Origin of the sequence: Rice orange leaf phytoplasma, assembly GCF_001866375.1 — a bacterium.
In the GTDB taxonomy this organism is placed as follows: domain Bacteria; phylum Bacillota_I; class Bacilli_A; order Acholeplasmatales; family Acholeplasmataceae; genus Phytoplasma; species Phytoplasma asteris.
The window spans coordinates 1-23,937 of the sequence record NZ_MIEP01000004.1; the positions used below are offsets into that span (position 1 = coordinate 1).

At 29.8% G+C, this 23,937-nt stretch carries 19 protein-coding genes; all 19 read left to right on the plus strand.

The window, feature by feature from the left end:
* Window positions 1-270: 270 nt before the first annotated feature.
* The 19 genes from BHE82_RS00955 to BHE82_RS01055 all read left to right on the plus strand — a co-directional run bounded on the left by BHE82_RS00955 (window position 271) and on the right by BHE82_RS01055 (window position 23,775).
* Window positions 271-2,217 carry an NAD+ synthetase gene (locus BHE82_RS00955; protein ID WP_071345436.1) on the plus strand — a complete coding sequence of 649 codons (1,947 nt, stop codon included), beginning with the start codon at window positions 271-273 and terminating at the stop codon, window positions 2,215-2,217.
* Between the two features lie 91 nt (window positions 2,218-2,308).
* Window positions 2,309-3,472, plus strand: coding sequence for a tRNA 2-thiouridine(34) synthase MnmA (gene mnmA / locus BHE82_RS00960; protein WP_257608387.1), 1,164 nt, complete (start codon window positions 2,309-2,311; stop codon window positions 3,470-3,472).
* Window positions 3,473-3,539: 67 nt separating this feature from the next.
* A complete protein-coding gene (locus tag BHE82_RS00965; RefSeq protein WP_071345438.1) occupies window positions 3,540-5,777 on the plus strand; it encodes a RelA/SpoT family protein in 2,238 nt (745 codons plus the stop codon).
* A gap of 303 nt (window positions 5,778-6,080) precedes the next feature.
* Window positions 6,081-7,349 (plus strand): histidine--tRNA ligase, encoded by a 1,269-nt coding sequence (gene hisS / locus BHE82_RS00975; RefSeq protein WP_071345440.1) that lies wholly within the window; start codon window positions 6,081-6,083, stop codon window positions 7,347-7,349.
* Between the two features lie 3 nt (window positions 7,350-7,352).
* Window positions 7,353-9,113, plus strand: a complete 1,761-nt coding sequence (gene aspS / locus BHE82_RS00980) for an aspartate--tRNA ligase (RefSeq protein ID WP_071345441.1) — start codon at window positions 7,353-7,355, stop codon at window positions 9,111-9,113.
* Between the two features lie 9 nt (window positions 9,114-9,122).
* Window positions 9,123-10,433, plus strand: coding sequence for a tRNA lysidine(34) synthetase TilS (tilS, locus tag BHE82_RS00985; RefSeq protein ID WP_071345442.1), 1,311 nt, complete (start codon window positions 9,123-9,125; stop codon window positions 10,431-10,433).
* A gap of 121 nt (window positions 10,434-10,554) precedes the next feature.
* A complete protein-coding gene (ftsH, locus tag BHE82_RS00990) occupies window positions 10,555-12,579 on the plus strand; it encodes an ATP-dependent zinc metalloprotease FtsH (RefSeq protein ID WP_071345443.1) in 2,025 nt (674 codons plus the stop codon).
* A 234-nt stretch (window positions 12,580-12,813) separates the two neighbouring features.
* Window positions 12,814-13,725, plus strand: a complete 912-nt coding sequence (locus BHE82_RS01000; protein WP_071345445.1) for an RluA family pseudouridine synthase — start codon at window positions 12,814-12,816, stop codon at window positions 13,723-13,725.
* A gap of 202 nt (window positions 13,726-13,927) precedes the next feature.
* Window positions 13,928-14,539, plus strand: coding sequence for an ATP-binding cassette domain-containing protein (locus BHE82_RS01005; RefSeq protein ID WP_257608380.1), 612 nt, complete (start codon window positions 13,928-13,930; stop codon window positions 14,537-14,539).
* A gap of 94 nt (window positions 14,540-14,633) precedes the next feature.
* Complete coding sequence (locus BHE82_RS01010) at window positions 14,634-15,677, plus strand: MetQ/NlpA family ABC transporter substrate-binding protein (protein WP_071345446.1); 1,044 nt, start codon at window positions 14,634-14,636, stop codon at window positions 15,675-15,677.
* A gap of 12 nt (window positions 15,678-15,689) precedes the next feature.
* Window positions 15,690-16,391: an ABC transporter permease subunit gene (locus BHE82_RS01015; RefSeq protein ID WP_071345447.1), complete on the plus strand. Its 702-nt coding sequence runs from the start codon at window positions 15,690-15,692 to the stop codon at window positions 16,389-16,391.
* A 121-nt stretch (window positions 16,392-16,512) separates the two neighbouring features.
* The gene (locus tag BHE82_RS01020; protein ID WP_071345578.1) at window positions 16,513-16,836 is read left to right on the plus strand and encodes a cyclic-di-AMP receptor; all 324 of its coding nucleotides are present in this window, start codon (window positions 16,513-16,515) and stop codon (window positions 16,834-16,836) included.
* 75 nt (window positions 16,837-16,911) lie between these two features.
* A complete protein-coding gene (gene rpsO, locus BHE82_RS01025; RefSeq protein WP_071345448.1) occupies window positions 16,912-17,136 on the plus strand; it encodes a 30S ribosomal protein S15 in 225 nt (74 codons plus the stop codon).
* Between the two features lie 157 nt (window positions 17,137-17,293).
* Window positions 17,294-17,836: a DJ-1/PfpI family protein gene (locus tag BHE82_RS01030; protein WP_071345449.1), complete on the plus strand. Its 543-nt coding sequence runs from the start codon at window positions 17,294-17,296 to the stop codon at window positions 17,834-17,836.
* A gap of 339 nt (window positions 17,837-18,175) precedes the next feature.
* Entirely contained in the window at window positions 18,176-18,634 is a 459-nt protein-coding gene (rplM, locus tag BHE82_RS01035; RefSeq protein WP_071345450.1) for a 50S ribosomal protein L13, read from the plus strand.
* A 4-nt stretch (window positions 18,635-18,638) separates the two neighbouring features.
* Window positions 18,639-19,031 carry a 30S ribosomal protein S9 gene (gene rpsI, locus BHE82_RS01040; RefSeq protein WP_071345451.1) on the plus strand — a complete coding sequence of 131 codons (393 nt, stop codon included), beginning with the start codon at window positions 18,639-18,641 and terminating at the stop codon, window positions 19,029-19,031.
* Between the two features lie 99 nt (window positions 19,032-19,130).
* On the plus strand, window positions 19,131-20,480 hold the full coding sequence (gltX, locus tag BHE82_RS01045; RefSeq protein ID WP_071345452.1) for a glutamate--tRNA ligase: 1,350 nt from the start codon (window positions 19,131-19,133) through the stop codon (window positions 20,478-20,480).
* Between the two features lie 167 nt (window positions 20,481-20,647).
* Entirely contained in the window at window positions 20,648-21,964 is a 1,317-nt protein-coding gene (gene cysS / locus BHE82_RS01050) for a cysteine--tRNA ligase (protein WP_071345453.1), read from the plus strand.
* 5 nt (window positions 21,965-21,969) lie between these two features.
* Window positions 21,970-23,775, plus strand: a complete 1,806-nt coding sequence (locus BHE82_RS01055; RefSeq protein WP_257608381.1) for a nucleoside kinase — start codon at window positions 21,970-21,972, stop codon at window positions 23,773-23,775.
* Window positions 23,776-23,937: the final 162 nt, after the last annotated feature.

Below are 23,937 nucleotides of genomic sequence, written 5' to 3' on the forward strand. Positions count from 1 at the left end.
AAAAAAAATCAATTATAAAATTTTATTTAAGAAAATTATTAAAAAATTATATAATATATATAATGGTTTTATTTTTTTTTATCATCCCAAACCATAAATTAAATATTTATCAATTTATTTAACATCATAAAAAATTATTAAATTATTTAAATATAAACAATAAAAATTATAGTTATTATTACTAATTATCTTAATAAAAAATATTAATTATCATAAATATTAATCTTTAATTATTAAATAATGAATAACTAAGGAAGCAAATGAAAGAAAATGTACAAAAACGGTTCTATTAAAATTGAATTAGCAAGCCCTCCTTTAACAGTAGGTAATCCCTTAAAAAATGCTTATAGTATGCAAAATGTTCTAAACAAAAGTAAAGCCAGTTTTGTTTTGTTCCCCGAACTTTGTTTAAGTAGTTATACAGCAGGAGATCTTTTTTTTGAAACTACTTTTTTAGAACAAAATTTTCAAGCTCTAGATTGGCTTTTAAAAAATAATTCTTTTGAAGGAGTCTATATTTTAGGTATGCCTCTTGCTTTGCATGAAGTTTTATTTAATGTAGCAGTTATCATTCAAAAAGATAAAATATTAGGAATAACCCCTAAAAAAACTATTCCCAATTATAAAGAATTTAGCGAAAAAAGATGGTTTCAATCAGGCAAAACCTGCGAATCCCAATATATCCAAATTTTGGGTCAAACAGTTCCTTTTGGAGATGTTTTATTTATTAATTCCCAATTTGATCTTATTTTTGGAGTAGAAATTTGTCAAGATTTATGGACTGTCTTTTCTCCTGGTGATCTACTTTCCTTAAACGGCGCTCATTTAATTTTTAATCCTTCTGCCTCAACCGATCACATAGGCAAACTTGATTTAAGAAAAAATGCCGTTCTTGATCATTCGCGCAAACAAATTGGAGGCTATTTTTACACTAGTAGCGGAATTACTGAATCTACTGTTGATAATTTATTTTCTAATCACAAAATGGCCGCTTTGTTAGGCGAAATGGTCGCCGAAAAAGATTTATTCAATCAAGATGTAAGTTTAGTAGTTGATGTTTGTGTTGATTTAATTAAATTTCAAAGAAGAATTGATACTACTTATGGTGACCAAAGAATAGGAAAACAACATCCTTTTTTAAAAGCTTATTTTGAACTCCAAGAAACGCCCCATTATCACTTTGAAAAACCAATTAATCAAACGCCTTTTATTCCTCAATCAAATGTTGCTTCGCATTTAAAATTGGCAAATGAAATCCAAGTATTAGCACTCAAAACTAAACTTAACAATTTAAACGCCAAAATAATTGTAGAAATTACTGAAAATATTAATGATTTGTTAACTTTGGTAGTTGCTTTTCAAAGCTTTTCCTTGTTGCAAAAACCGTTAGAAGATTTCATTGTAATCCTAAATCCACTTCTTTTTCCCAACCAAACTCATTATCAACTCCTCAAAGATTTTTTACAAACCAAAGGAGTTTGCCACATTTGTGAAAGTAGTTTTTTAAAGAAAAAAGATTTGTTAGCCTTTTTGGGATTTGACAAAAATGATGCCACCACTAACACAACTAATCTAACTGATGCCACAAATGACACAAGCGCAACAAATGAAATAAATGAAGCAAATGAAACAGCTACTTTATTCAACGATATTAACAACATTTCTACTTTGTCAAACGAACTTGCTTCTTGTCCCAAAGACCTAGATCAAGTTTTTTTAAAGGAATTAGCTTCCCAAACACAAAAGTTTTTGTTGTTAGAAAATAATAATTTTTCGGATATGGCTTTAGGAAAAAACAATCCTCGTAGTCATTACGACCACATTTATAATGTCAATGCTGGCGTTCCTAATGTTTTAGTCAAAGAATTATTACTTTATCATTTAGAAAAAAACTATTTACAAATTACACCTGCCTTAAAAAAATTATATCAAAAATTAGTGCAAGAAAACATCAATCAAAAATTAATTATGGAAGATTTTATTCTTTGTTGCCACATTAAAAAAGGTTTTACCAAAACCAAAATTGCTTGGTTGTTACAAATTGCCTTTGATTTGAGTCCAGAAAAAAGCAATCAATTAGTTGTTTCATATCTGAAAACTTTTTATCAAAATCAATTTAAAAGACAAAATATGGCACCAGGTCCTAAAGTTTTAGAAAATAGTCTTTCGCCCAGAAACGAATTTTTGCTTCCTATTTATCTACAAAGACAAGAATAAAAAGCAATAAATCAAAGTTCTAAAAATATAAAATCTCAAAACATCAATAAATATCATCAAAATAACAAATCAAAACACACACACATAACAAATTAAAAACAAAGAAAAGGAGCAAAAAATGACAAAAGTTGTTGTTGGTTTATCAGGTGGAGTTGATAGTGCCGTTGCTGCTTTTCTTTTAAAAAAACAAGGTTATTTGGTAGAAGCATTTTTTATGCGTAATTGGGATAGCAATCTTAATTTTGATATCCAAGGTAATCCCACTTTAAATGACATATGCCCGCAAGAACTAGATTATAAAGATGCCTTAAAAGTGTCTGAACAACTAGGAATTAAGTTGCATCGTGTTGATTTTATTGAAGAATATTGGCAAAAAGTCTTTATGTCTTTTATCAAAGCCTTTGAAAATAATCTTACTCCAAATCCTGATATTTTGTGTAATAATGAAATTAAATTTAGAGCTTTTATTGATTATGCAACAACAAAACTTGCCCCTCAATATATTGCTATGGGACATTATGCTAACATTATATATGAAACTTCTTCAGACCAAAAATTAGTTCCACGACTTGCTTGTGCTGTTGACCAAAACAAAGATCAAACTTATTTTTTATCACAACTAACAACTAAACAATTACAAAATATTTTGTTTCCTTTGGGCAATCTCACAAAACAAGAAGTACGCCAAATTGCTTTAGAAAATAATTTAATTAATGCCACTAAAAAAGATTCCACAGGGATTTGTTTTATTGGTGAAAGAAATTTTTTTCAATTTTTAAGCAACTATTTACCCGCTCAAAAAGGTGATATTAAAACTTTGGATGGGACTTTTTTAGCACATCATAAAGGAGTAATGTATTATACCATAGGGCAACGTAAAAATTTAGGTTTGGGTGATGTTCCCAGCCAAAAACCTTGGTTTGTCGTTGGCAAACACCTTCCAACTAACACTTTATACGTAGAACAAGGTAGCAAACATCCTTATTTATACAGCGACAAAGCCTTAATTGGTGATATTGTTTGGCGCGGCAAAAAAACCAATTTGCACCTACAAGCCAAAATGCGATACCGCCAACCCAATCAAGACGTTATTTTAACTTGGCTAGACCAAAACAACTTAGAAATTCATTATCCTCAAACAATTAAAGCAGTAACTCCAGGGCAAATATGTGCTTTTTATGATAACAATATTTGTTGTGGGGCAGGCGTTATTAAAGAAGTTTATTTTCAAGGCACAAAAAGACTATACACTTAATTTATTTTTTGATTTCTTTTATTTTCTTTGCGTTTTTTTGCAAATCCTTAAAAAAGAAGGTGATAAGATGATTTTAGATTCCGATTTAACTTTAGAAAAAGATACATTATATCAAAATTTAATGGCTGTGATTTCCAAAAATATTCAAGATGCCACCATTTTGCAAAAAATTACTCAAGCCTATCTTTTTGCCAAAGAAAAACATCACGGGCAAACACGTTTTACAGGAGAACCCTATATTATTCATCCTTGTGCAGTGACTAAAATTTTGGCACAATTAAACAGCGAACCCAATACTTTAATGGCAGGATTACTCCACGATGTTTTGGAAGACACTAATGCTACTATGCAAGATTTAACTTCTTTGTTTGGCGAAGACGTGGCTTATTTAGTTTATCGGGCAACTAAACTTACCAAAATTGCTTTTCACAAAAATCAAGGACATGCCGATAATCAACAAAAAATGTTTTTAGCAATGGCAAAAGATATTAGAGTTGTTATTGTAAAGATTGCTGACCGCTTGCACAATATGCAAACTTTAAATGCGATGCCTTCAGAAAAACAATTACGTATTGCCAAAGAAACCTTAGAAATTCACGCTCCTTTAACACATCGTTTAGGGCTTTTTGAAATTAAATCACAATTAGAAGATTTGTCTCTAAGATATGCTTTTCCTCAAGAATACTATCGTGTTTCTAATTTAATTCGGTTAAAAAAACAACAACGTGAAGAATCAATCACCAAAATTATCACCAATATTAAATCTCTTTTAGACAGCCACCAACTCAAAAATTACACTATTAAAGGGCGTGTCAAAAATATTTATAGTATTTATAAAAAAATTGTTAAAAGAAAAGTTAGTTTTGAAGAAATCTTTGACCTTTTAGCTATTCGAATTATTGTGCCTACTGTGGATTTGTGTTATCAATGTTTAGGGATTATTCACGGTCATTTTTCGCCACTTCCCCTAAGATTTAAAGACTATATTGCAGTTCCTAAACCTAATCTTTATCAATCTTTGCATACAACTGTTTTAACTAAGGATGGCTCTTTGTTTGAAATGCAAATAAGAACTCAAGAAATGGATGAAATTGCTGAAAAAGGAATTGCTGCTCACTGGGCTTATAAAGAAAATAAAACTTATGCCCAAGAAGCTAAACAACTAGAACTTGCCAAAAAATTAAGATGGTATCAAGAATTAGTTAAAATTACTATGGATGCCAAAAATCATCCCGAAGAAACACCCAAAGAATTTGTAGATTCTATTAAAAATGATATTTTAAGTGATAATGTTTATGTTTTTACTCCTACTCAAGAAGTATTTGAGCTTCCCAAAGGTTCTACCCCCATTGATTTTGCCTTTCGTATTCATTCCGCAGTAGGAAGCAAAATGACAGCAGCCATCATTAACGGGCAAATTGTACCAATTGATTATCAACTCAAAAATGGTGATATTATTTCGATTAAAACCAATAAAAATATTTTATCAGTTAATAAAGACTGGTTGCGCATGGTAAAAACAACACATGCCAAAAGAAAAATTAAAGGTTTTTTAAAAAAAGATATCAAAGAAAATAAAACCGAATATTTAGCAGAGATTCAAAAAGGAAAAGATATTATTGAAAAAGAATTAACTGCCAATAAAATTGAACTTTCCTTGATTGATAATAATTTTGTCCAAAAACATTTTGAGCGTTACGATATTCAAACTCTTAATGATTTTTATTATGAAATTGCTAAAAAACAATTAAATCCTAAGTCAGTAATTAATAAATTGCTTGTTTTAGCCAAAGAAACTTTAAGTCAAAATATTTTGCAAAAACAAATGGCAAAATCGCATAAAAAACTCAAACATCAAAGTGAGACAGGTGTTATTATTGAAGGCCTTAGAAATCCTAAATTAAAATTGGCAAGTTGTTGCACCCCTGTTTATAACGACGAAATCCTAGGATTTGTCACTAAAGGAAGAGGTATTATTGTGCATCGCAAGGAATGTAATAATTTAGCTCAATGTGATGAAAAAAGATTAATTACTGCTTCATGGCAACAAGACCCTACTATTGCTAAATATCCTGCTTGGATTAGTATTATTGCTTCTACCAAAGATACTTTAGTGCAACAAATTGTTAATAAAATTAACAGTTTTAGTGTAAGTATTTTAGAATTTAATGTTATTAATAAACAAAAATTAGAAACTATTATTAAGATTAGGATTTTAATAGCTAATACTAAAGAATTAAATAATCTAATTACTAATTTATATAAAATTTCGCAAATTTATCAAATTCAAAGAATCAATAATTAAATAATTTATTATTTATAATGCAGACAATTATTCATTCCCCATTTATTTTATTTTACTCCATATATTAATGATGCCTTATTAAAATTATTTTGTTTATTGTGTGTTTGTGTGTATTTTTTAAATCATTTTCATGTATTTTTAAAGCTTTATTAGCACCAAAAATTAAAAAATATAAAATCTTCAACAACAAAAACCCAAAAAGCTTTATCAAAACTTTTATCCCAAAACAACAAAAAAATAACAAAAAAATAATCATCACAAAATTAAAACCCAAACCAACCCCAAAAACAAAGGAGCCCAAAGATGTTTTCTAAAATTAAAGGTACTTATGATTTGATGTCAGATAAAATGGTTTGTTGGCAAAAACTAGAAAATCAAATTCGCACTTTGTTTACCAAGTATCATTTGCAAGAAATAAGAACCCCTATAATTGAATATCGTGGTGTTTTTGATAGAGCAGCTCAACATTCAGAAATGGTTTCCAAAGAAACTTATACTTTTGCAGATAAAAAAGGACGTTTTATTACTTTGCGTCCCGAAGGAACTGCTGGTGTTATTCGTAGTTATGTGGAAAATAAATTAGATAAAACCTCACAATTACACAAGTTTTTTTATTATGGACCTTGTTTTCGCTATGAAAGACCTCAAAAAGGACGCTATCGTCAATTTCATCAAGTAGGAGTAGAAATTTTAGGACAATCAAGCCCTTTTTTAGATGTAGAAGTAATTGCTCTTGCCTATGAAACCCTCAAATCATTAGGGATTTGTGATATTACTGTGAAGATTAATTCTTTGGGATGTAAAACTACATACAATAATTATTTACAAGTTTTTAAAAACTATTTACAAACACACTATCAACAATTATGTCCTTTATGTCAAGAAAGATTTGAAAAAAATATTTTGCGTATTTGGGATTGTAAAAATTGTCACAACGAACCTTTTTTAAAGCAAGCACCACGCATTTTTGACCATCTTGTTGAGGACGACAAAGTTCGTTTTTTACAAGTTTTAGAAGGGCTTAAACAAATGAATGTTAATTTTGAATTGTGTCATGATTTAGTCCGTGGACTTGATTATTATACTCATAGCGTTTTTGAAATTGTTTATAATAACGAACAAGGACATCAAGCAGTTTTAGGTGGGGGTGGTTGTTATGATAATTTAGTTACTTTATTTGGAGGGAACCCTTCGCCTGGTATTGGTTTTGCCTTAGGCATGGAACGTTTAATGTCGATTTTAGCCACTCATTCCTTTTGCAATAAAAATATCTTACCTTCTTTGGATGCCTTTATATTAGTTAGTGTGCCGCAATTTTTTTATCAAGGACTTGCACTTGCAACAACTCTCCGCCATCAAGGTTTTTCCGCCGATCTTAATTATCAGTTTTTATCTTTTTCCAAAAGTCTCAAACAAGCCTTAAAACAACAACCCCTTTATCTTTTAATTCTGGGACCAAAAGAATTTGACAACAATCAAATTACAATCAAAAATACTGACACCCAACAGCAAACCACCATATTGCAAAAAGATGTTGTTTCTTATTTTCAAAACAACAAGGAGTTAAATTAATTCATGAAAACTAAATATAGCCATTATAACAATCAATTACAACTTGCCCATCAAGGAAAAACAGTTTTTCTAAAAGGTTTTATTTTTCGTAAACGCAACTTGGGAAAAACTCTTTTTTTTGACTTACGTGATGTTTCTGGTATCGTTCAATTATTAGTTAAAGAAAATAATCCACAATACGACAAAATAGCTTTAATTAAATTAGAAACAGTCGTGCAAATTAAAGGTCAAGTAATTGAAAGAATCAATAAAAATCCTGATTTGCCAACTGGTGATATTGAAATTTTAGTATATCATATTGAAATTTTAAGTGAGGCTCAAACCTTACCTTTAAATGTGTTTCACAGTCAAGAAAGTTTAGAAGAAACCAGACTTAAATATCGTTATTTGGATTTAAGAAATCCTGAAGTTAAACATTTTTTGATTCAAAGACACCACATTACCCAAAGTATTCGTCAAACTCTTTTGAAAAATGATTTTTTAGAACTAGAAACTCCCATTTTATCTAAATCAACTCCTGAAGGAGCAAGAGATTATTTAGTGCCTTCCAGAATTTATCCAGGTAATTTTTATGCCCTTCCTCAATCTCCCCAACTTTTTAAACAATTATACATGATTGCAGGATTTGAAAGGTATTTTCAAGTAGCACGTTGTTTCCGCGATGAGGACCTCAGATCTGATAGACAACCTGAATTTAGTCAAATCGATATTGAAACATCTTTTTTAAATCAAGATGAAATTATGTCCTTAACAGAAGAAATTATAGTAGATTTATTTGCCAATATTTGGAAAAAACCACTTTCTCAACCCTTTTTAAGATTAACTTATCAACAAGCCTTTGAACTTTATGGTTCTGATAAACCAGATTTAAGAAATCCCCTTAAAATCACCGATTTTACTACTTTTTTTGATACTACCACTTGCCCCCAAAATATGTTTTCATGCAACATTAAAGGCTTTAAAGTTTCTAAAACAGCAGTTTTGACACGCCGAAAACTAGATGAGTATCAATTGTTTTTTAGTAAACATTTTAACTTGAAATTGTTTTCTTTTGTTAAAAAAAATGATAAAATTATAGGTGGAATATCTCAATTTATTAAAGATGATTCTTTTTTAAAAAATGAAGAAATTTGTTTTGTTGTTTCTGGCACAAAAGACATTATGCACAAAGCTTTAGGTATTTTTCGCACCAAACTAGCCCTTGATTTATCTTTGGTTGATACAACTCAAGAAGCGTTATTATGGATTGTTGATTTTCCTTTGTTTGAAACTACTCAAGAAGACCTGCCCCAACCAGATCTTACTTTGGAAAACTCAAATACTTCCAACCGTCTTTATTCTTTGCATCATCCTTTTACTGCTCCTTGTGATATTGCTATTTTGAAAAGCAATCCTCAAAAAGCTCTTGCCAAAACCTATGATTTAGTTTGGAACGGCTACGAAGTGGGTGGTGGTTCGTTAAGAATTAACAATCCCCAAACGCAAGAATTAATTTTTAGTCTTTTAGGATTTTCACAAGAAGAAGTGCAAACTCGTTTTGGTTTTTTAGTCGAAGCCCTTAAATACGGCACCCCACCTCATGGAGGACTTGCCCTAGGTCTTGATCGTCTTGTGATGTTGTTTACCAAAACCAACAATATCAAAGATGTTATTGCTTTTCCTAAAACCCAAAGTGCAAAAGATTTGATGTTAGAAGCTCCCAGCGCAGTTGACCAAGAACAACTCAATACCCTAAAACTTAAATTCAAATGCAATTGTAATTAAGGATGTTTCATGAAAAATATCAAACTTGCTTGTATTCTAGATGCCAATCAGACCTATATTATAGCTGTAAGTGGCGGCGTTGATTCAATGGCTTTACTTCATTGTTTGGTGGCACAAAAAATAAAACTGCAAGTTGTGCATTTCAACCATTTAGCACGCCCTAATGCTTGGAAAGATAAAGAATTAGTCCAAAGTTATTGCCTGCAAAACTCCCTTTGTTTCCATTATTTTGAACTTAACTGCCTCCAAAAAAACTTTCAAGCCCAAGCACGTTTATTAAGACAACAAAAATTAATGCAAATAGCTACAAAGCACCAAACCCCTTTTATTTTAACAGCCCATCATTTAGATGATTTGGCAGAAACTATTTTACAAAAAATAACTAGAAGCAGCACTTTGCTAGGTTATAGTGGCATGCAGATCCAAACTTCTTGGCAAGATTTCATTTTTTTGAAACCTTTTTTATACGTTCCCAAAGCCAAAATCATAAGTTATGCTGCTTTTTACCAAATCCCTTTTTTGGAAGATTACACCAATCAAAACCTCACTTATCAAAGAAACCAAATCAGGCACCAAGTTATTCCTTACTTAAAAACCCAAACTAGTTTTTTGCAAAATATCCCAAAATACCAACAAACTCTTTTGCAAGCCTATAATTTTATTCGCAAACAAACTCTTTTATTTCTTACAAAACACACAAATCATAGTTGTAACTCACCAAACTCTTTTGCACTTGCACCTTTTTTAAACCTTGATTTAGTTATTCAAAAAGATATCATTTTATTATTATTAGAACAACAAAATATTACTAAAAGTTTTATTTTTATCGAAAATATCATCAAAGGCATTAACAATCCTTATAAGCCTAATTTATCTTGGCATCTTAATTTTGAGTGGCATTTAATTAAAGATTACAAGCACATTACATTAATTAGGCCTGCACCACCACTTTCCTTTGCTTTGTCAAAACCTTTGTTGTGTGTTTCTACATGTAATCTTTGTCTTGCTTGCATTTCTCCTTCGTTACAATCCCTCAATTATAATCCTCAAAAAGTTAGTTTTCCTTTAAAAGTGCGTTTGCGCCAACCAAAAGACACATTAAAATTTAGTTTTGGCACTAAAAAATTGAAAAAATTTTTAATTGAAAAAAAAGTGACCCTTACTCAAAGAAATAATTTATGGTTAGTAGTAGACAATCTAGACAATATTTTATTTATTCCTCACTTATATATCAACCTAACTTTAGGAAACCAATCCAAGATTTATTTAGCTTTTAAAAACTTTTTTACTTCTTCAAATTGTTTTTCTCAAACAAATTAAAAATGAGAATCCAAAAAAATAAATGCAGAAATTACATCCATCCCAAATTAAACTCCAAACATTAAAATATTTGATTTCAATGTTTAACTCAAAGATAATTTCTTGCAAGAAAGGTTAATTTATGTCATTTTTTGATAAAATTTTTAAAAAATTCCATATGGGCGTCCTTTATTTTGCTGTAATTTTAATAGGTGCTACTTTTATTTATTGTTATTTTAATAAGAATGCAAAAAAAGATAACAATACATTTGATGAACTTGCAAAAGATAACAAAATTGAAAAAATTATTTATGAACCTCACCTTTTTAATTCATATTTTTGTAATGTTGTAGTTACTACTACAGACGGCAAAGTAATTGATTTTTTTAATATGCCTTGTGAAAAAGTATTTGACAAAAAACCAAACGGCAAATACAAATATAAAATTGATTCTGTAGATCCTAGACCTTGGAATGGTTATGAACCTGTTGTTTGGGTATTTAGACAATGTTTAACAATGTTAATTTTTTACTGTTTTTTTCTCTTTTTTGCCGATACTATCAAACAAATGGGACAAGAAATTTTGGCATCAGCCCCTGGTAAAAAAGGTTCTAAAAGTCGCAAAGTTATTATCAATCAAAAAAGATTTACTTTTTCAGATGTAGCAGGAGCTGATGAAGAAAAAGAAGAAATGTCAGAATTGATTGACTTTTTAAAAAACCCGCGCAAATACGCTGCTATGGGAGCAAGAATTCCTAAAGGAGTTTTGTTGTATGGACCTCCAGGTACAGGAAAAACCTTACTTGCCAAAGCAGTTGCAGGTGAGGCAGGCGTTCCTTTTTTTGCTGCTTCAGGTTCTGATTTTGATGAAGTTTATGTAGGTGTTGGTGCTTCACGTGTCAGAGATCTTTTTAAAGAAGCTCAACTGGCAGCTCCTTGTATCGTTTTTATCGATGAAATTGAGGCAGTTGCTAGAAAAAGAGGCTCCAATATTGGTGGGAGTAACGGTTCTGAACAAACCCTAAACCAACTTTTAGTAGAGATGGACGGCTTTAACCAAAAAATGGGTGTTATTGTTATTGCAGCTACTAACCAACCCGAAGTTCTTGACTCAGCTATTTTGCGTCCTGGACGTTTTGACCGTCACTTTAATATTACTTTACCAAATGTTAAAGACCGTGAAGCTATCTTAAAATTACATGCAAGTAATAAAAAACTTTCAGAAGAAATTAGTTTAGAAGAATTAGCTAAACAAACCCCAGGTTTTAGTGGTGCTCAATTAGAAGGCACCTTAAACGAAGCTGCTTTATTAGCTGCTAGAAGAAATGCTACTTTTATCAATAAAAAAGATATCAGCGAAGCTTTAGACCGTATTTTAATTGGACCTGCTAAAAAATCTAAAAAATACAACGACAAAGAAAAACGTATGGTAGCTTATCACGAAGCAGGGCATGCTGTTATTGGAATTAAAATTCCTTTTGCCCAAATAGTGCAAAAAATCACCATTATTCCCCGCGGAAACGCAGGCGGATACAACTTAATGCTTCCTCAAGAAGAAACTTTCTTTTCTTCCAAAAAAACCCTATTAGCCCAAATTACTTCCTTTCTGGGCGGACGTGTTGCCGAAGAATTAATGTTTGACGACGTTTCTAACGGCGCTTACAACGATTTTAAACACGCTACGCAAATAGCTAAACTGATGGTAACTAAATACGGCATGAGTGATTTAGGACCAGTGCAATATTCAGGAAATACTTTCCAAAATGATTTTTCTGATCCTAAAGGTTTAGAAATTGACCAACAAATTCAAAAAATTATTGCTAATTGTTATCAACAAGCCAAACAAATTATTCAAGAAAACCAAGATTTGCTTGACACAATCGCTAAATATTTACTTGAAATTGAAACTCTTAATAAAAGAGATATTGATGAAATTGTAGCTACAGGAAAAATTGCTTGGTGGGAAAAAGAAAAAGAAGAAGCCAACAAACCAACCCAACCAACTTCTCAAATGCCTTCCAACAACGAAACAACTAGCACTGATACAACTCCTTTAAATGATGAATTGAAAACAACAACCAATTTAGACAACCAAGAATCAAACGAATCAAATCCAAACAATAAGGAAACAACTTCTCCAGAAGTTGTGTCAACAGATTCCGAATAAACCCAAAACCAATCTATTTTTTCATTTCTAAAAATAGTTTTTTGCAAAAACCAAAAATATCTTTACAATTAACACCAAATTTAAGCTTGCTTAGAGTTGGTTTTTGTTATGATAATTTAAATTTATCACCAATGTTTTTTCTTGATTTTTTAACCTTTTTATTATTTTTTTTTATTTTTGAAACCCAATTCTTTTACTACATTTTTTTAACTTTTAGAAAACAAGGCCTTTTACATGAATGAAAAAAAAGAGTTTCTTATTTCTGCCAGTGAGGCATTTCAACGTTTAGATCATTTTTTATTAATTCACATTAATTTAAATAAAAGTCAATGTCAAAAATTAATTTTGGCACAACAAGTTTTGGTCAACTCCAAACCTGCGAAAAAAAGTTATTTGCTCAAAGCCCAAGACCTCATTACAGTTATTATCCCTCAAACTCAAGAATCTGTTAATTTACAAACTCCTCAAAATCTTAATTTAGACATCATTTACGAAGACCCCTATTTAGCAGTTATTAATAAACCTGCCAATTTGGTAGCACACCCTTCTTTAATTTTTCAAGAAACAACCTTAGTTAATGGCTTGTTGTACCAATTTGCAACTTTAAGTCATGTAGATACCCAAAGACCTGGTATCGTGCATAGACTTGACAAAAACACTACTGGTTTATTAATTATTGCCAAAAATAATGATGTAAGCGACAAACTACAAATTGCGTTCCAACAAAGAAAAATTACCAAAATCTATTGGGCTTTAATTGAAGGTTTTTTAGAAGATAAAGGCACTATCAAACTGCCTATTGGAAGAAATCCTCATAATCGATTAAAAATGCAAGTTATTCCAGACGGTAAAACTGCTGTTACTCATTTTAAAACTTTGCAACGTTTTTCTCACTTTTCTTTGATGGAATTTAATTTGGAAACAGGAAGAACTCATCAACTAAGAGCACATTTTTCCTTCCTCAAACGTCCTATTATAGGAGATCTACTTTATGGTTCATCACACCATATTACTCCTTTAGGTCAATTTTTGCATGCCAAAATGTTAAAATTCAACCACCCTATCACCAATCAAAATCTTATTTTAGAAGCACCCTTACCTGCTAATTTTGAAAAACTTTTACAATCTCTTAACAACTCCAATTAATGCTTTAAACTTTTTTATCTTTACTTTATCATTTGTGTTTTAAACTTTTTATTTTTTTCACCCACTTTCCAACTTTCCAATCATTTAAATTAAAAAAAACAATAAACAAGGAATTATTTATGATTAAAATTAATAATCTTTCGAAAACTTTTTTCCTTAAAAAAAAAAATTTCCAGTTTTACAAAACATTTCACTTGCAGTTTTGAAAGGCGAAATCTTTGGGTTAGTAGGAACTTCGGGTTCTGGCAAAACTACTTTATTAAAAATTATGAATGGATTTATGTTGCCTGATAAAAATGCTAATTCTTCCATGCAAAAAGCTTTTAGTCATCTAGAAAGTGCTATGATTTTTCAAAATTTTAATCTTTTGAGTAATTTAAATCTTTTTGAAAATGTGGCTCTTCCTTTAGAAATAAGAAGCACTCCAGAAGAACAAATTACTACTAAAGTAAATAAAATACTAGATTTTGTAGGACTTCGCCAATTTGCAACTGCCTATCCTAAAACGCTTTCGGGCGGACAAAAACAACGTGTAGCTATTGCACGTGCCTTAGTTTACGAGCCTAAAATTATTTTTTGTGACGAGCCTACTTTTGCCCTGGATGAAATGACAAGTCAAGAGATTTTGAAGTTATTGCAAACAACCAATCAAAAACTAAAAACTACCATTGTTTTGGTTTCTCATAATGTTGCAGTAATTAAAAGTTTGTGCCATCGTGTAGCTATTTTGGAGCAAGGAAAATTAGCTAAAATTGCTACCCTTAATCCTTCTTGTAAATTTGAAGCTACTTCTTATCAAAATATTTTTATCTAAATTTTATCCTTTTTCTTATCCTTTTTTATCATACAAATGTTTTTGTCCAACAAAATATTAATAAATAAAATTATTTAGAAAAGAGACACATTACATGTTTAAACTATCTTCTTTATCTTCCAAAACTAAAAAAAATCTATTATTTGCCTTATTAACTATTTCTCTTTTGTGTAATTTGCTTTTGGGTTATTTTCTTTGGGATGCTAAAAAATCTTTAGCTCATACCCCTTCCAACCAAAAAAACCATAAATTAACAGTAGCAACTGCTCTGCCAACTATTAAATATTTTTTAGAAGAATATGCCAAAGACCGTTTAAAAGAATACAATATTGATTTAGATGTTCAATATATAAGTTCTGGATTTAAACAAACCAATGAATTACTTTTAAACAAAAAAGTTGATGCTAAATTAGACGCTCATGTACATGATTTAAATATTTTTAATAAAGAAAATCCAAATATTCCAGATCAAGATAAATTAACGTTTAGCCAAGCAGTTTATTTAGCTAAATTTGGGCTTTTTGCTAAACCTAATACTTTTAGTAATTTAAAAGGAATTCAAAAAAACAATCATCCTAACAACCTTAAAATTTTGATGCCACAAGACAATTTTCAACGTTCTTTAGCTTTGCGCGTGTTGCAAGAATTAAAAATTATTGAAGAAATAAATCCAGAACGCACTCTTAGCACTGAAGAACAATTTAATTTAAAAACTACAGATTTTAAACCTACTAATTTATATCCTGACATAGAATACACTACTGAATCGAATTTAATGACAATTACATCTAGATTTCTTGCTCCTAATGATTTTGATTTATGTCTTAATTATCCTACTCTTATGGGATTGGGAATAAATAATTTTATATCACTAGGAATAATGCAAAAACCCACTAATTTAGATGATATTATTTATTCTTATACCATTTCTTTAGTGACTACTAACAATAATAAAAATAACTGGAAAATTAAAATTTTACAAGATATTTTAAAAGAAGCAGAAGCTATTGCATATATGGAAAAAAGCCAATTTGCAACCAATTTTTATATGATTCCAACCCAAGAAGTTAAACAAATAAGTAAAAACATTAAAGATAAATATTTAGGCAAAACAGGCGCCGCTCCTGCTTCTAATTAATGGAAAAACTCAATGGAAAATAATATTTTTATTCGTTTGTGGAATGTTTTAGCTAAAAATCAATTGGTATGGAATGGTTTTAAAGAAACTTTTAAAATTACTTTAATAGGTTGTTTTATTGCTTTTTTTCTAGGGCTTATTTTAGGAGTTTTATTATATTTATTCAAAATACAAAAACATTATAAAAGATATTGGATTATAAATAGTTTGATGAATTTTTTCATTTCTACTCCTTTTTTAATCTTAATTGTTTTATTACTAAAATTAATTTTAATCCCTTATTTTCGCATGGGTTATGGCTTTGGTACTGCCCTTTTTTTCTTAGTCTTAGCTATTGCTCCTCTTTTTGCTCGTCATTGTGAACAAGTTTTTTTAACTACTAATCCAGAATTATACCAAACATCATTTAGTCTTGGAGCAACTAAATTTCAATTTGTGACTAAATTTTTGTTAACAGAAACCCGTTCTGATATCATTTTCAAACTAGCTTCTCTTTTTATCACTTCCCTTGCTTATTCTTCTGTTTTGCAAATTGTAGGGCATCAAGGTATTGCAGCAGTGGCAATTGATAATGGCTATAACGGACATTATGATTTTGATCCCTTTTTTACTCGCTTTGATTTAATTATAGTATCTGCTTTGCTTACCTTTATTTTAACTCAAACAGTTTATTTTTTAGGAAATCGCATTGCTTTTGCCCTTGATAAACGCTAATTACATCCATTTTTTACCAATTTTTTCCTCTCACCAACTTTTTTATCATTTTTTTCCGCAATTTAGTCTTTTTTTTTTCATCAAATAAAGTAAAATAATGTATAATACTCTTGTGGATAATATGAAATTAATTATAGCTATCGTTTCTAGTCACGATGCTAACAAAGTACAACAATCTTTAATAGAAAATAGTTTTTTTACAACTAGATTAGCTACTAAAGGAGGTTTTTTAAAAGAAGCTAATGCAACTTTTATTTTAGGAGTCAAAGAAGAACAAGTACCCAAAGCTTTAGAAATTATAAAAGTCCATTCTCATAAAAAAACTCAAATGATTCCAAACAATATCATCAATGAGTTTAGTGCTTATAATTCTTTTCCTACCGAAGTTTCTGTGGGCGGAGCAACGATTTTTGTTCTTGATGTGGACCAGTTTTTAAAAGTTTAACATTAATTAATAATTTTATCAAACCTAAAACCTATCAAATTCAACCAAATTTAAATTAAAAAAAGGAGTTTTTACGTGGCATTAATCAAAGAACAAAAACAAGAAATCATTAAACAAAATTCACGTTTTGCAAAAGACACAGGTTCATCTGAAGTTCAAATTGCTATTTTATCAGCAGAAATTAAACAATTAAGTGAACATTTAAAACAACACCCTCATGATTTTCATTCTAAAAGAGGTTTGTTTATGAAAAACAGCAAAAGACTTAATTTAGTAAAATATTTAGCAAACCAAAATTAATAATTCAAATATCACAGCTTTTGTGGTGTTTTTTTTATTTTTATTTTCCTTGCATTTAATTTACTCAAAACAACCCCAACCCCCCAAAAATTACTTAAACACACACACACGCAACTAAAAGCATAACAAAGTTAAAAAGGAGACAACAAGGAACAATATGAAAGGTTTATTAGTTTTATATGACGGATTTGAGGATTGTGAGGCTTTAGTCACAAGAGCTTTATTAAATCGCGTAGCCCTTCCCTTAACAACTGCAACTCTAAATCCCCAATTAGAAGTTATGTCTTCTAGTGGGCTTTGTGTAAAAGCAGATGCCAATTTAGCTACTATTAATCCTTTAGAATACGATTTTTTAGTTATTCCTGGAGGACCTTACGTAGCGCAAATTATTGAAAAAGAAACTTTTTTATTAAAATTAATTCAAAAATTTGTTGATGCTAATAAAGTTATTGGAGCTATTTGTGCCGCTCCCATGTTTCTAGGCAAACTAGATTTATTAAAAAATCACCCTTTTACTTGCTTTCCTTCTTGTAATCATTTTATTGAAGGCACTTATTTGCCAGACCAAAAAGCTGTTATTAGTGATAAATTTGTAACTTCGCGTTCTCCTATAACCGTCTTTGACTTTGTTTTTGCTTTAGTAGAAGTGCTGAAAGGCAAAGCTTTTGCTTTTGCTTTTAAAAATTCCCTTAATGTTTAGTAAATTTGGGACTTTTTATTTGTATATAAAAAATATCAAAATTATCTGATAACCATCCAACCATTATCCTCTTTTTTCATTTTTTTTACACAATTTATGCATTCTTTTTTAAAAAAGTTGACAAAATGATTTTTTTACTTGACTTAATGACATTATTTTAGTAAAATATTAAGAGAATGTTGAAAATAAAAAATTACTATTTCATAATAATTAAGACTATTTCATATCTAAATTACAAAAGATTTCATAACTCTTTTGTTTTTGTTGCTTTCAAACAAAACACAAATACACACATAAAATTAATCACTATTTTTTCATTAATAATAAGGAGAAAATTCCATGAAAGAACAATTGCAACCAAAAAACAATCAAAAAACTTTAATGGCTAATAAAACAACAGTAAAACCTAAATGGCACCTAATAGATGCTAAGGGCAAAACCCTAGGCAGATTAGCTACCAAAGTGGCTTCCATTTTAAAAGGAAAACACAAAACACATTACACGCCACACATAGACAATGGCGATTATGTTATTGTTGTAAATGCTGCCTATATTCATTTAACTGGCAAAAAATGGCAACAAAAAACTTACTACAAACATTCAGGTTATCCAGGTGGTTTAACTAAAGTTGTAGCTTCAGAAATGATGCGTAAATTTCCTACAAGAATGGTTGAAAAAGCAATTTTAGGAATGGTTCCTCATACTAAATTAGGTTCACAAATTGGTAAAAAATTATTTGTTTATGCCGAACAAACCCACAATCACCAAGCGCAACAACCAGAAAGTTTAGAGGTTTAATTAGATGAAAAAAGTAAATTATTTTGGTACTGGTCGTCGTAAAAGTGCTGTGGCAAGAGTTATTTTAACTAATGGTACTGGCAAAATTACAATCAATACTAGAGATTTTGAAAAATATTTACCATTACCTGCAACACGCCTAGAAATGATTCAACCTTTAGAATTAACTGAAAAAAGAGAAGCTTTTGATGTAAGTGTGAATGTAAACGGCGGAGGGCTTTCAGCTCAAGCAGGCGCTATTCGTTTAGGAATTGCACGCGCTTTAATTGAAAGTGTCCCCGAATTAAGAGCCATTTTAAAAAAAGCTGGTTTATTAACTCGCGATGATCGTTGTGTTGAACGCAAAAAATACGGTTTAAAAAAAGCTCGTCGAGCACCACAATTTTCCAAACGTTAATCCAAAAAAGAACTTTGTCAAAAAGTTCCTTTTTTTTAAATTTTCCACCAACACCTCCTCTATCGATTTTAAATTAAAAGGAAAACCCTTACTGTAACTATGAAAAAAATTAAAGTTCGTTATGCTCCAAGCCCTACTGGTTTTTTGCATATAGGAAATGCCCGCACTGCTTTATTCAATTATTTGTTTGCCAAACACAATCAAGGAGAGTTTATCATCCGCATCGAAGACACCGATTTTTCACGCAATGTTGAAGGCGGCGAGGCTTCTCAATTAAAAAATTTACGTTGGTTAGGAATTGATTGGAGCGAAGGGCCCGATATCCAAGGACCTTTTGGACCTTATCGCCAATCAGAAAGACTTGCCATTTACCAAAAATACGCCCAAAAACTACTTGATCAAGATCTCGCTTACAAAGAATTTCAAGAAGGACACACCACTTTTGCCATAAGATTTCGCGTTCCTACCAATCAAACTTTTGCCTTTGATGATTTAATTAGGGGCAAACTTACTTTTCAAAGTCAAGAAATTGAAGACTTTATTATCCTCAAATCAAACGGCTATCCTTCTTATAATTTTGCAGTTGTCATTGATGATAATTTAATGCAGATTTCTCATATTTTTCGAGGAGAAGAACACATCACTAACACTCCTAAACAAATTATGATTTATCAAGCTTTCCAATGGCATCTTCCTCAATTTGCTCACATGACTTTAATTCTTAACGACAACAAAAAAAAATTAAGCAAAAGAGATCCTAATATTATGCAATTTATTGAACAATATGAAAAATTAGGATACTTGCCACAAGCATTATTTAATTTCTTATCTTTGTTAGGATTTAGTCCTTTAAGCCAAACCGAAATATTAAGTCCCCAAGAATTAATTAATTTATTTGATGTGGCACGCCTCAACAAAGCTCCTGCTATGTTTGATAAAACTAAACTAGATTATTTGAATAATCAACATTTAAGAAAGTTGCTTCCAGAAGTAATTGCATCATTTATTTTGCAAAAAAAATATTTAGCTCTTACAACCGCTCCTACAAATGACAAAGAGTGGATGACTAAATTTGTGGCTTTGTTTCAAGATAGAATGAATTATATGCAACAAATCACAGATTTTTATCAACTTTTTTTTCAATCCACACCTTTTTTATCGCAAGAAGCTACACATTTTTTACAAACTAATCCCCAAACAACCCTTATTTTAAAAACTTTTTATAATGTTTTTGATGTTATTGTATTTGAAAAAGATGTTATTGCTAATTCCATTAAACAAGTTACTAACCAAAATGATTTTGCTAAAAAAACACTTTTTATGGCTTTGCGTATCGGAACTACTTGCAAAATGCATGGTCCCAGTATCGCCCTTTTATTAGAATTGTTAGGAAAAAAACAAGTACTTAAAAATCTATCTTATGTTTTAGAACAAGCCCAAAAATTTTAATTAATTCCATTTGAAAAATAATATTTATATATTTCATATTTAATTTAATTTACTTATCATTTTATTTTATATAATTCATCCCATCGCAATTTAACCCTTATTTTTTTCTTTTATTTACCACCTTCATTTTTCTTTATGCCATTTTCCAAACAAAAAGGATTTCTTTAATGCTAAAAATTTATAACTCTTTAACTCGCAAAAAAGAATTTTTTAACCCTGCCTATCCGCCCCAAATTAACATGTATGTTTGTGGACCTACTGTCTATAATCACCTGCATTTAGGGAACACCAGACCGTTAATTTTTTTTGATACAGTGAAAAGATATTTAGAAATGCTTAATTTTAGGGTATATTATGTAGTAAATATTACTGATATTGATGATAAAATTATTGAAAATGCCCTTAAAAACAAAGTTTTGGAACAAGATTTAGCCAATAAATATATTAAATCTTTCAACAATCTCCTCAAAACTCTAAACATTCAAACCATTAATTTTAAACCTCAAGCTACTCAATATATCAATTCTATGATTGTCTACATCCAAACTCTTTTAGACCAAGGATTTGCTTATTTTACCGATCAAGGAATATATTTTCGTGTATCTAAAATTGATGATTATGGTAAACTCAAAAAACAAGATTTATCCCAACTTAAACAAAATGCACGTAAACAATTAGACCCCCAAAAAGAATTTCCAGGAGATTTTATTTTATGGAAAAAAACTTCGCAAGGTATTACATACCCAAGTCCTTGGTTTGCAGGGCGTCCTGGTTGGCATACTGAATGTGCAACTATGATCGAGCAACTTTTTAAATTGCCTTTGGATATTCATGGAGGAGGTACAGATTTAAAATTTCCTCATCATGAAAATGAAATTGCCCAAACACAATCCCATAGCCACCAAAAACTAGCTAATTTTTTTATGCATGTAGAAAGATTAGATTATCAAAATCAAAAAATGTCTAAATCTTTAGGAAATATTATTTGGTGTAAAGATTTATTAAAACAATACAATCCTTGCATAATAAAGCTTTTAATTTTGAGTACTCATTACCGCAAGCCAATCAATTTTAGTTATGATTTGATGGAACAAGCCCAACAAAAATACCAAAAAATAACTGATTTTTTAACTAAAAATAATTTTTATTTAAAAGTTAATCAATTTTCTTGCCAAGCCTTAGACCAAGATATAATGCAGTTATTTCATCAATTAATGCAAGATGATTTGGCTACTCATAAAGTAATTGATTTAATGGAACAAACAATTAAACAAACCCATCAAACCCAAATTTTGGATAAGTTATCCCAATTTCAAAACTCTTTATTATTAATTTTAAATATTTTAGGAATTGCAATTCCATTTAACAAACCAACAAAAACAGACTTACAAACATATTTTTTGTGGCAAGATGCAAGAAAATGTAGAGATTTTGCCCAAGCAGATATTTTAAGAAAGCAATTATTAGATAAAGGCTTTATTTAAAAACTTTGAAACGCTCCAATAATTTACCTCCACATTTTAATTATTTTTTTACCTTTTTTTATTTTTCAATATTATTTATTGCAATTCACAAACATTACAATAATTTTATTTATTTAGAAAAAGACCTCTTAATTGAGGTTTTTAATATATTATCAGTATCAGAGGGAATCGTGCTAAAAGTTTATTATAATCAAAACATCCTAAATGTTCCTTTAAACACTAGTTTAGAGACTTTAAAAAATCAATTAAACCTTAAAAATGTTTATGCTGCTAAAGTAAACAATAAATTAAAAGAACTTACCTTTAAATTGCATGCCCCCATCAATCAAATTACTTTTTTAGGCGCTTGGAACGCTGCGGCTGTAAACATTTATGAAGCTAGTTTAAGATATTTAGTTGCTATGGCATCTTACAAACTTTTTGAAAATATTTCATTACATTTTACTTATTATAGTTCTTCTAGTATTTTGGTATCTTTTCCCAAAGAAATTACCTTTTTGCCAGAAATGTTTCAAAAAATTAAAGAAGAAATGCATTTGTTAGTATCGCAAAAATTAGATATTACCAAAAAGAAATTGCCCCTTGAAAAAGCCTTGCAAATTTATCAATCTTTGGGATTTGGGGATAAAATTAGTCTCCTCAAACAAAAAGCTCCTTCCTTTGCTACCCTTTATTTTTGCCAAAACTATTGTAATTATATGTATCAAGGTTTAGTTCCTAACACTAGTTATTTAGATAAATATCATTTATTTTATCATCAAAATGGGTTTGTTATGCAATTTGTAACTCCTTTTAGTGATGAAAAAATTCCTCCTTTTCAACAAGAACCTCTATTTGAACAAATGCTTACTCAAAGTTTGGTTTTTAAAAAAACTATTCAAATGCAAAATGTTTCCCAAATTAATCAATTTGCCAAAACTGCTCAAAGTCAATTTAATTTAATTAATCTTGCAGAAATTAATCATCAAAATCAGTTGCAACAATTAAGTACTAAAATTGCTAAACGTGCCTCCAATCTTAAAATTATTAATATTTCGGGTCCTTCTTCTAGTGGAAAAACTACATTTGCTAAAAGATTACAATTACAATTACAAGCGTTTGGAATTTGTACTTTTATTATTGCTATGGATAATTATTATTTGCCTTTGAAAGATATTCCCAAAGAAAAAGATGGCATCTCCTTTGATTTTGAAAGTATTGATGCCTTAAATATTCCTTTATTTAATCAAAATATCTATGATTTGCTGACTTGCAAAAAGACTACTATTCCCCAATTTGATTTTGTTACTCGTAGTCATACCCAAAAAGATATTCAAACCCATAATCATATTATTTTGGTAGAAGGAATACATGCCATAAACCCTAAACTTACTCCTTTTATTCCAAGATTACAAAAATTTCAAATCTATATTGTCCCACAACATCAATTATCACTAGATTTCCACAATCCTTTACATTTAACCGATGTGAGGTTTTTAAGAAGAGCTATAAGAGATTATATTTCTAGGAATACTACTATTTTAAGGACTTTTGAGTTTTGGGATTCTGTGCGAAAAGGGGAGTTTAGATGGATTTATCCTAATCAACAAGAAGCTGATTTTGTTTTCAATTCTGAATTAATTTATGAATTTAATGTTTTGAAACCATATTTAATTCCTTTGTTATTGCAAATTCCTGAAACAAGTAAGTATTTTGATAAAGCTCAGTATTTTTTAAATTTGTTAAGTTTTTTTAAATCTTTTGATTCTAATTTAGTGTTTCATGAGTCTTTGTTAAAAGAATTTATTGGTGGGAGTCCTTTTTATTTTTAGATTATTTTATAATTAAATATTTTGTTATATGGAAAGATTAACTTTTGCAAAAGTTAATCTTTTTTTGTTGAAAAAGATATATTATATAAATGAGGATGTATAAATTATAATTGCAGTATTTAAGGCAAAAACTTATCAATATGCAGTTGTATCACAAAAATA

Bases quoted from the DNA above. Each gene is read 5' to 3' on its own strand.
- tilS (WP_071345442.1), top strand. From the start codon at position 9,123: ATGAAAAATATCAAACTTGCTTGTATTCTAGATGCCAATCAGACCTAT.
- BHE82_RS01020 (WP_071345578.1), top strand. From the start codon at position 16,513: ATGAAATTAATTATAGCTATCGTTTCTAGTCACGATGCTAACAAAGTA.
- rpsI (WP_071345451.1), top strand. From the start codon at position 18,639: ATGAAAAAAGTAAATTATTTTGGTACTGGTCGTCGTAAAAGTGCTGTG.
- hisS (WP_071345440.1), top strand. From the start codon at position 6,081: ATGTTTTCTAAAATTAAAGGTACTTATGATTTGATGTCAGATAAAATG.
- BHE82_RS00965 (WP_071345438.1), top strand. From the start codon at position 3,540: ATGATTTTAGATTCCGATTTAACTTTAGAAAAAGATACATTATATCAA.
- BHE82_RS00955 (WP_071345436.1), top strand. From the start codon at position 271: ATGTACAAAAACGGTTCTATTAAAATTGAATTAGCAAGCCCTCCTTTA.
- rplM (WP_071345450.1), top strand. From the start codon at position 18,176: ATGAAAGAACAATTGCAACCAAAAAACAATCAAAAAACTTTAATGGCT.
- BHE82_RS01000 (WP_071345445.1), top strand. From the start codon at position 12,814: ATGAATGAAAAAAAAGAGTTTCTTATTTCTGCCAGTGAGGCATTTCAA.
- gltX (WP_071345452.1), top strand. From the start codon at position 19,131: ATGAAAAAAATTAAAGTTCGTTATGCTCCAAGCCCTACTGGTTTTTTG.
- ftsH (WP_071345443.1), top strand. From the start codon at position 10,555: ATGTCATTTTTTGATAAAATTTTTAAAAAATTCCATATGGGCGTCCTT.
- cysS (WP_071345453.1), top strand. From the start codon at position 20,648: ATGCTAAAAATTTATAACTCTTTAACTCGCAAAAAAGAATTTTTTAAC.
- BHE82_RS01030 (WP_071345449.1), top strand. From the start codon at position 17,294: ATGAAAGGTTTATTAGTTTTATATGACGGATTTGAGGATTGTGAGGCT.
- BHE82_RS01010 (WP_071345446.1), top strand. From the start codon at position 14,634: ATGTTTAAACTATCTTCTTTATCTTCCAAAACTAAAAAAAATCTATTA.
- BHE82_RS01015 (WP_071345447.1), top strand. From the start codon at position 15,690: ATGGAAAATAATATTTTTATTCGTTTGTGGAATGTTTTAGCTAAAAAT.
- aspS (WP_071345441.1), top strand. From the start codon at position 7,353: ATGAAAACTAAATATAGCCATTATAACAATCAATTACAACTTGCCCAT.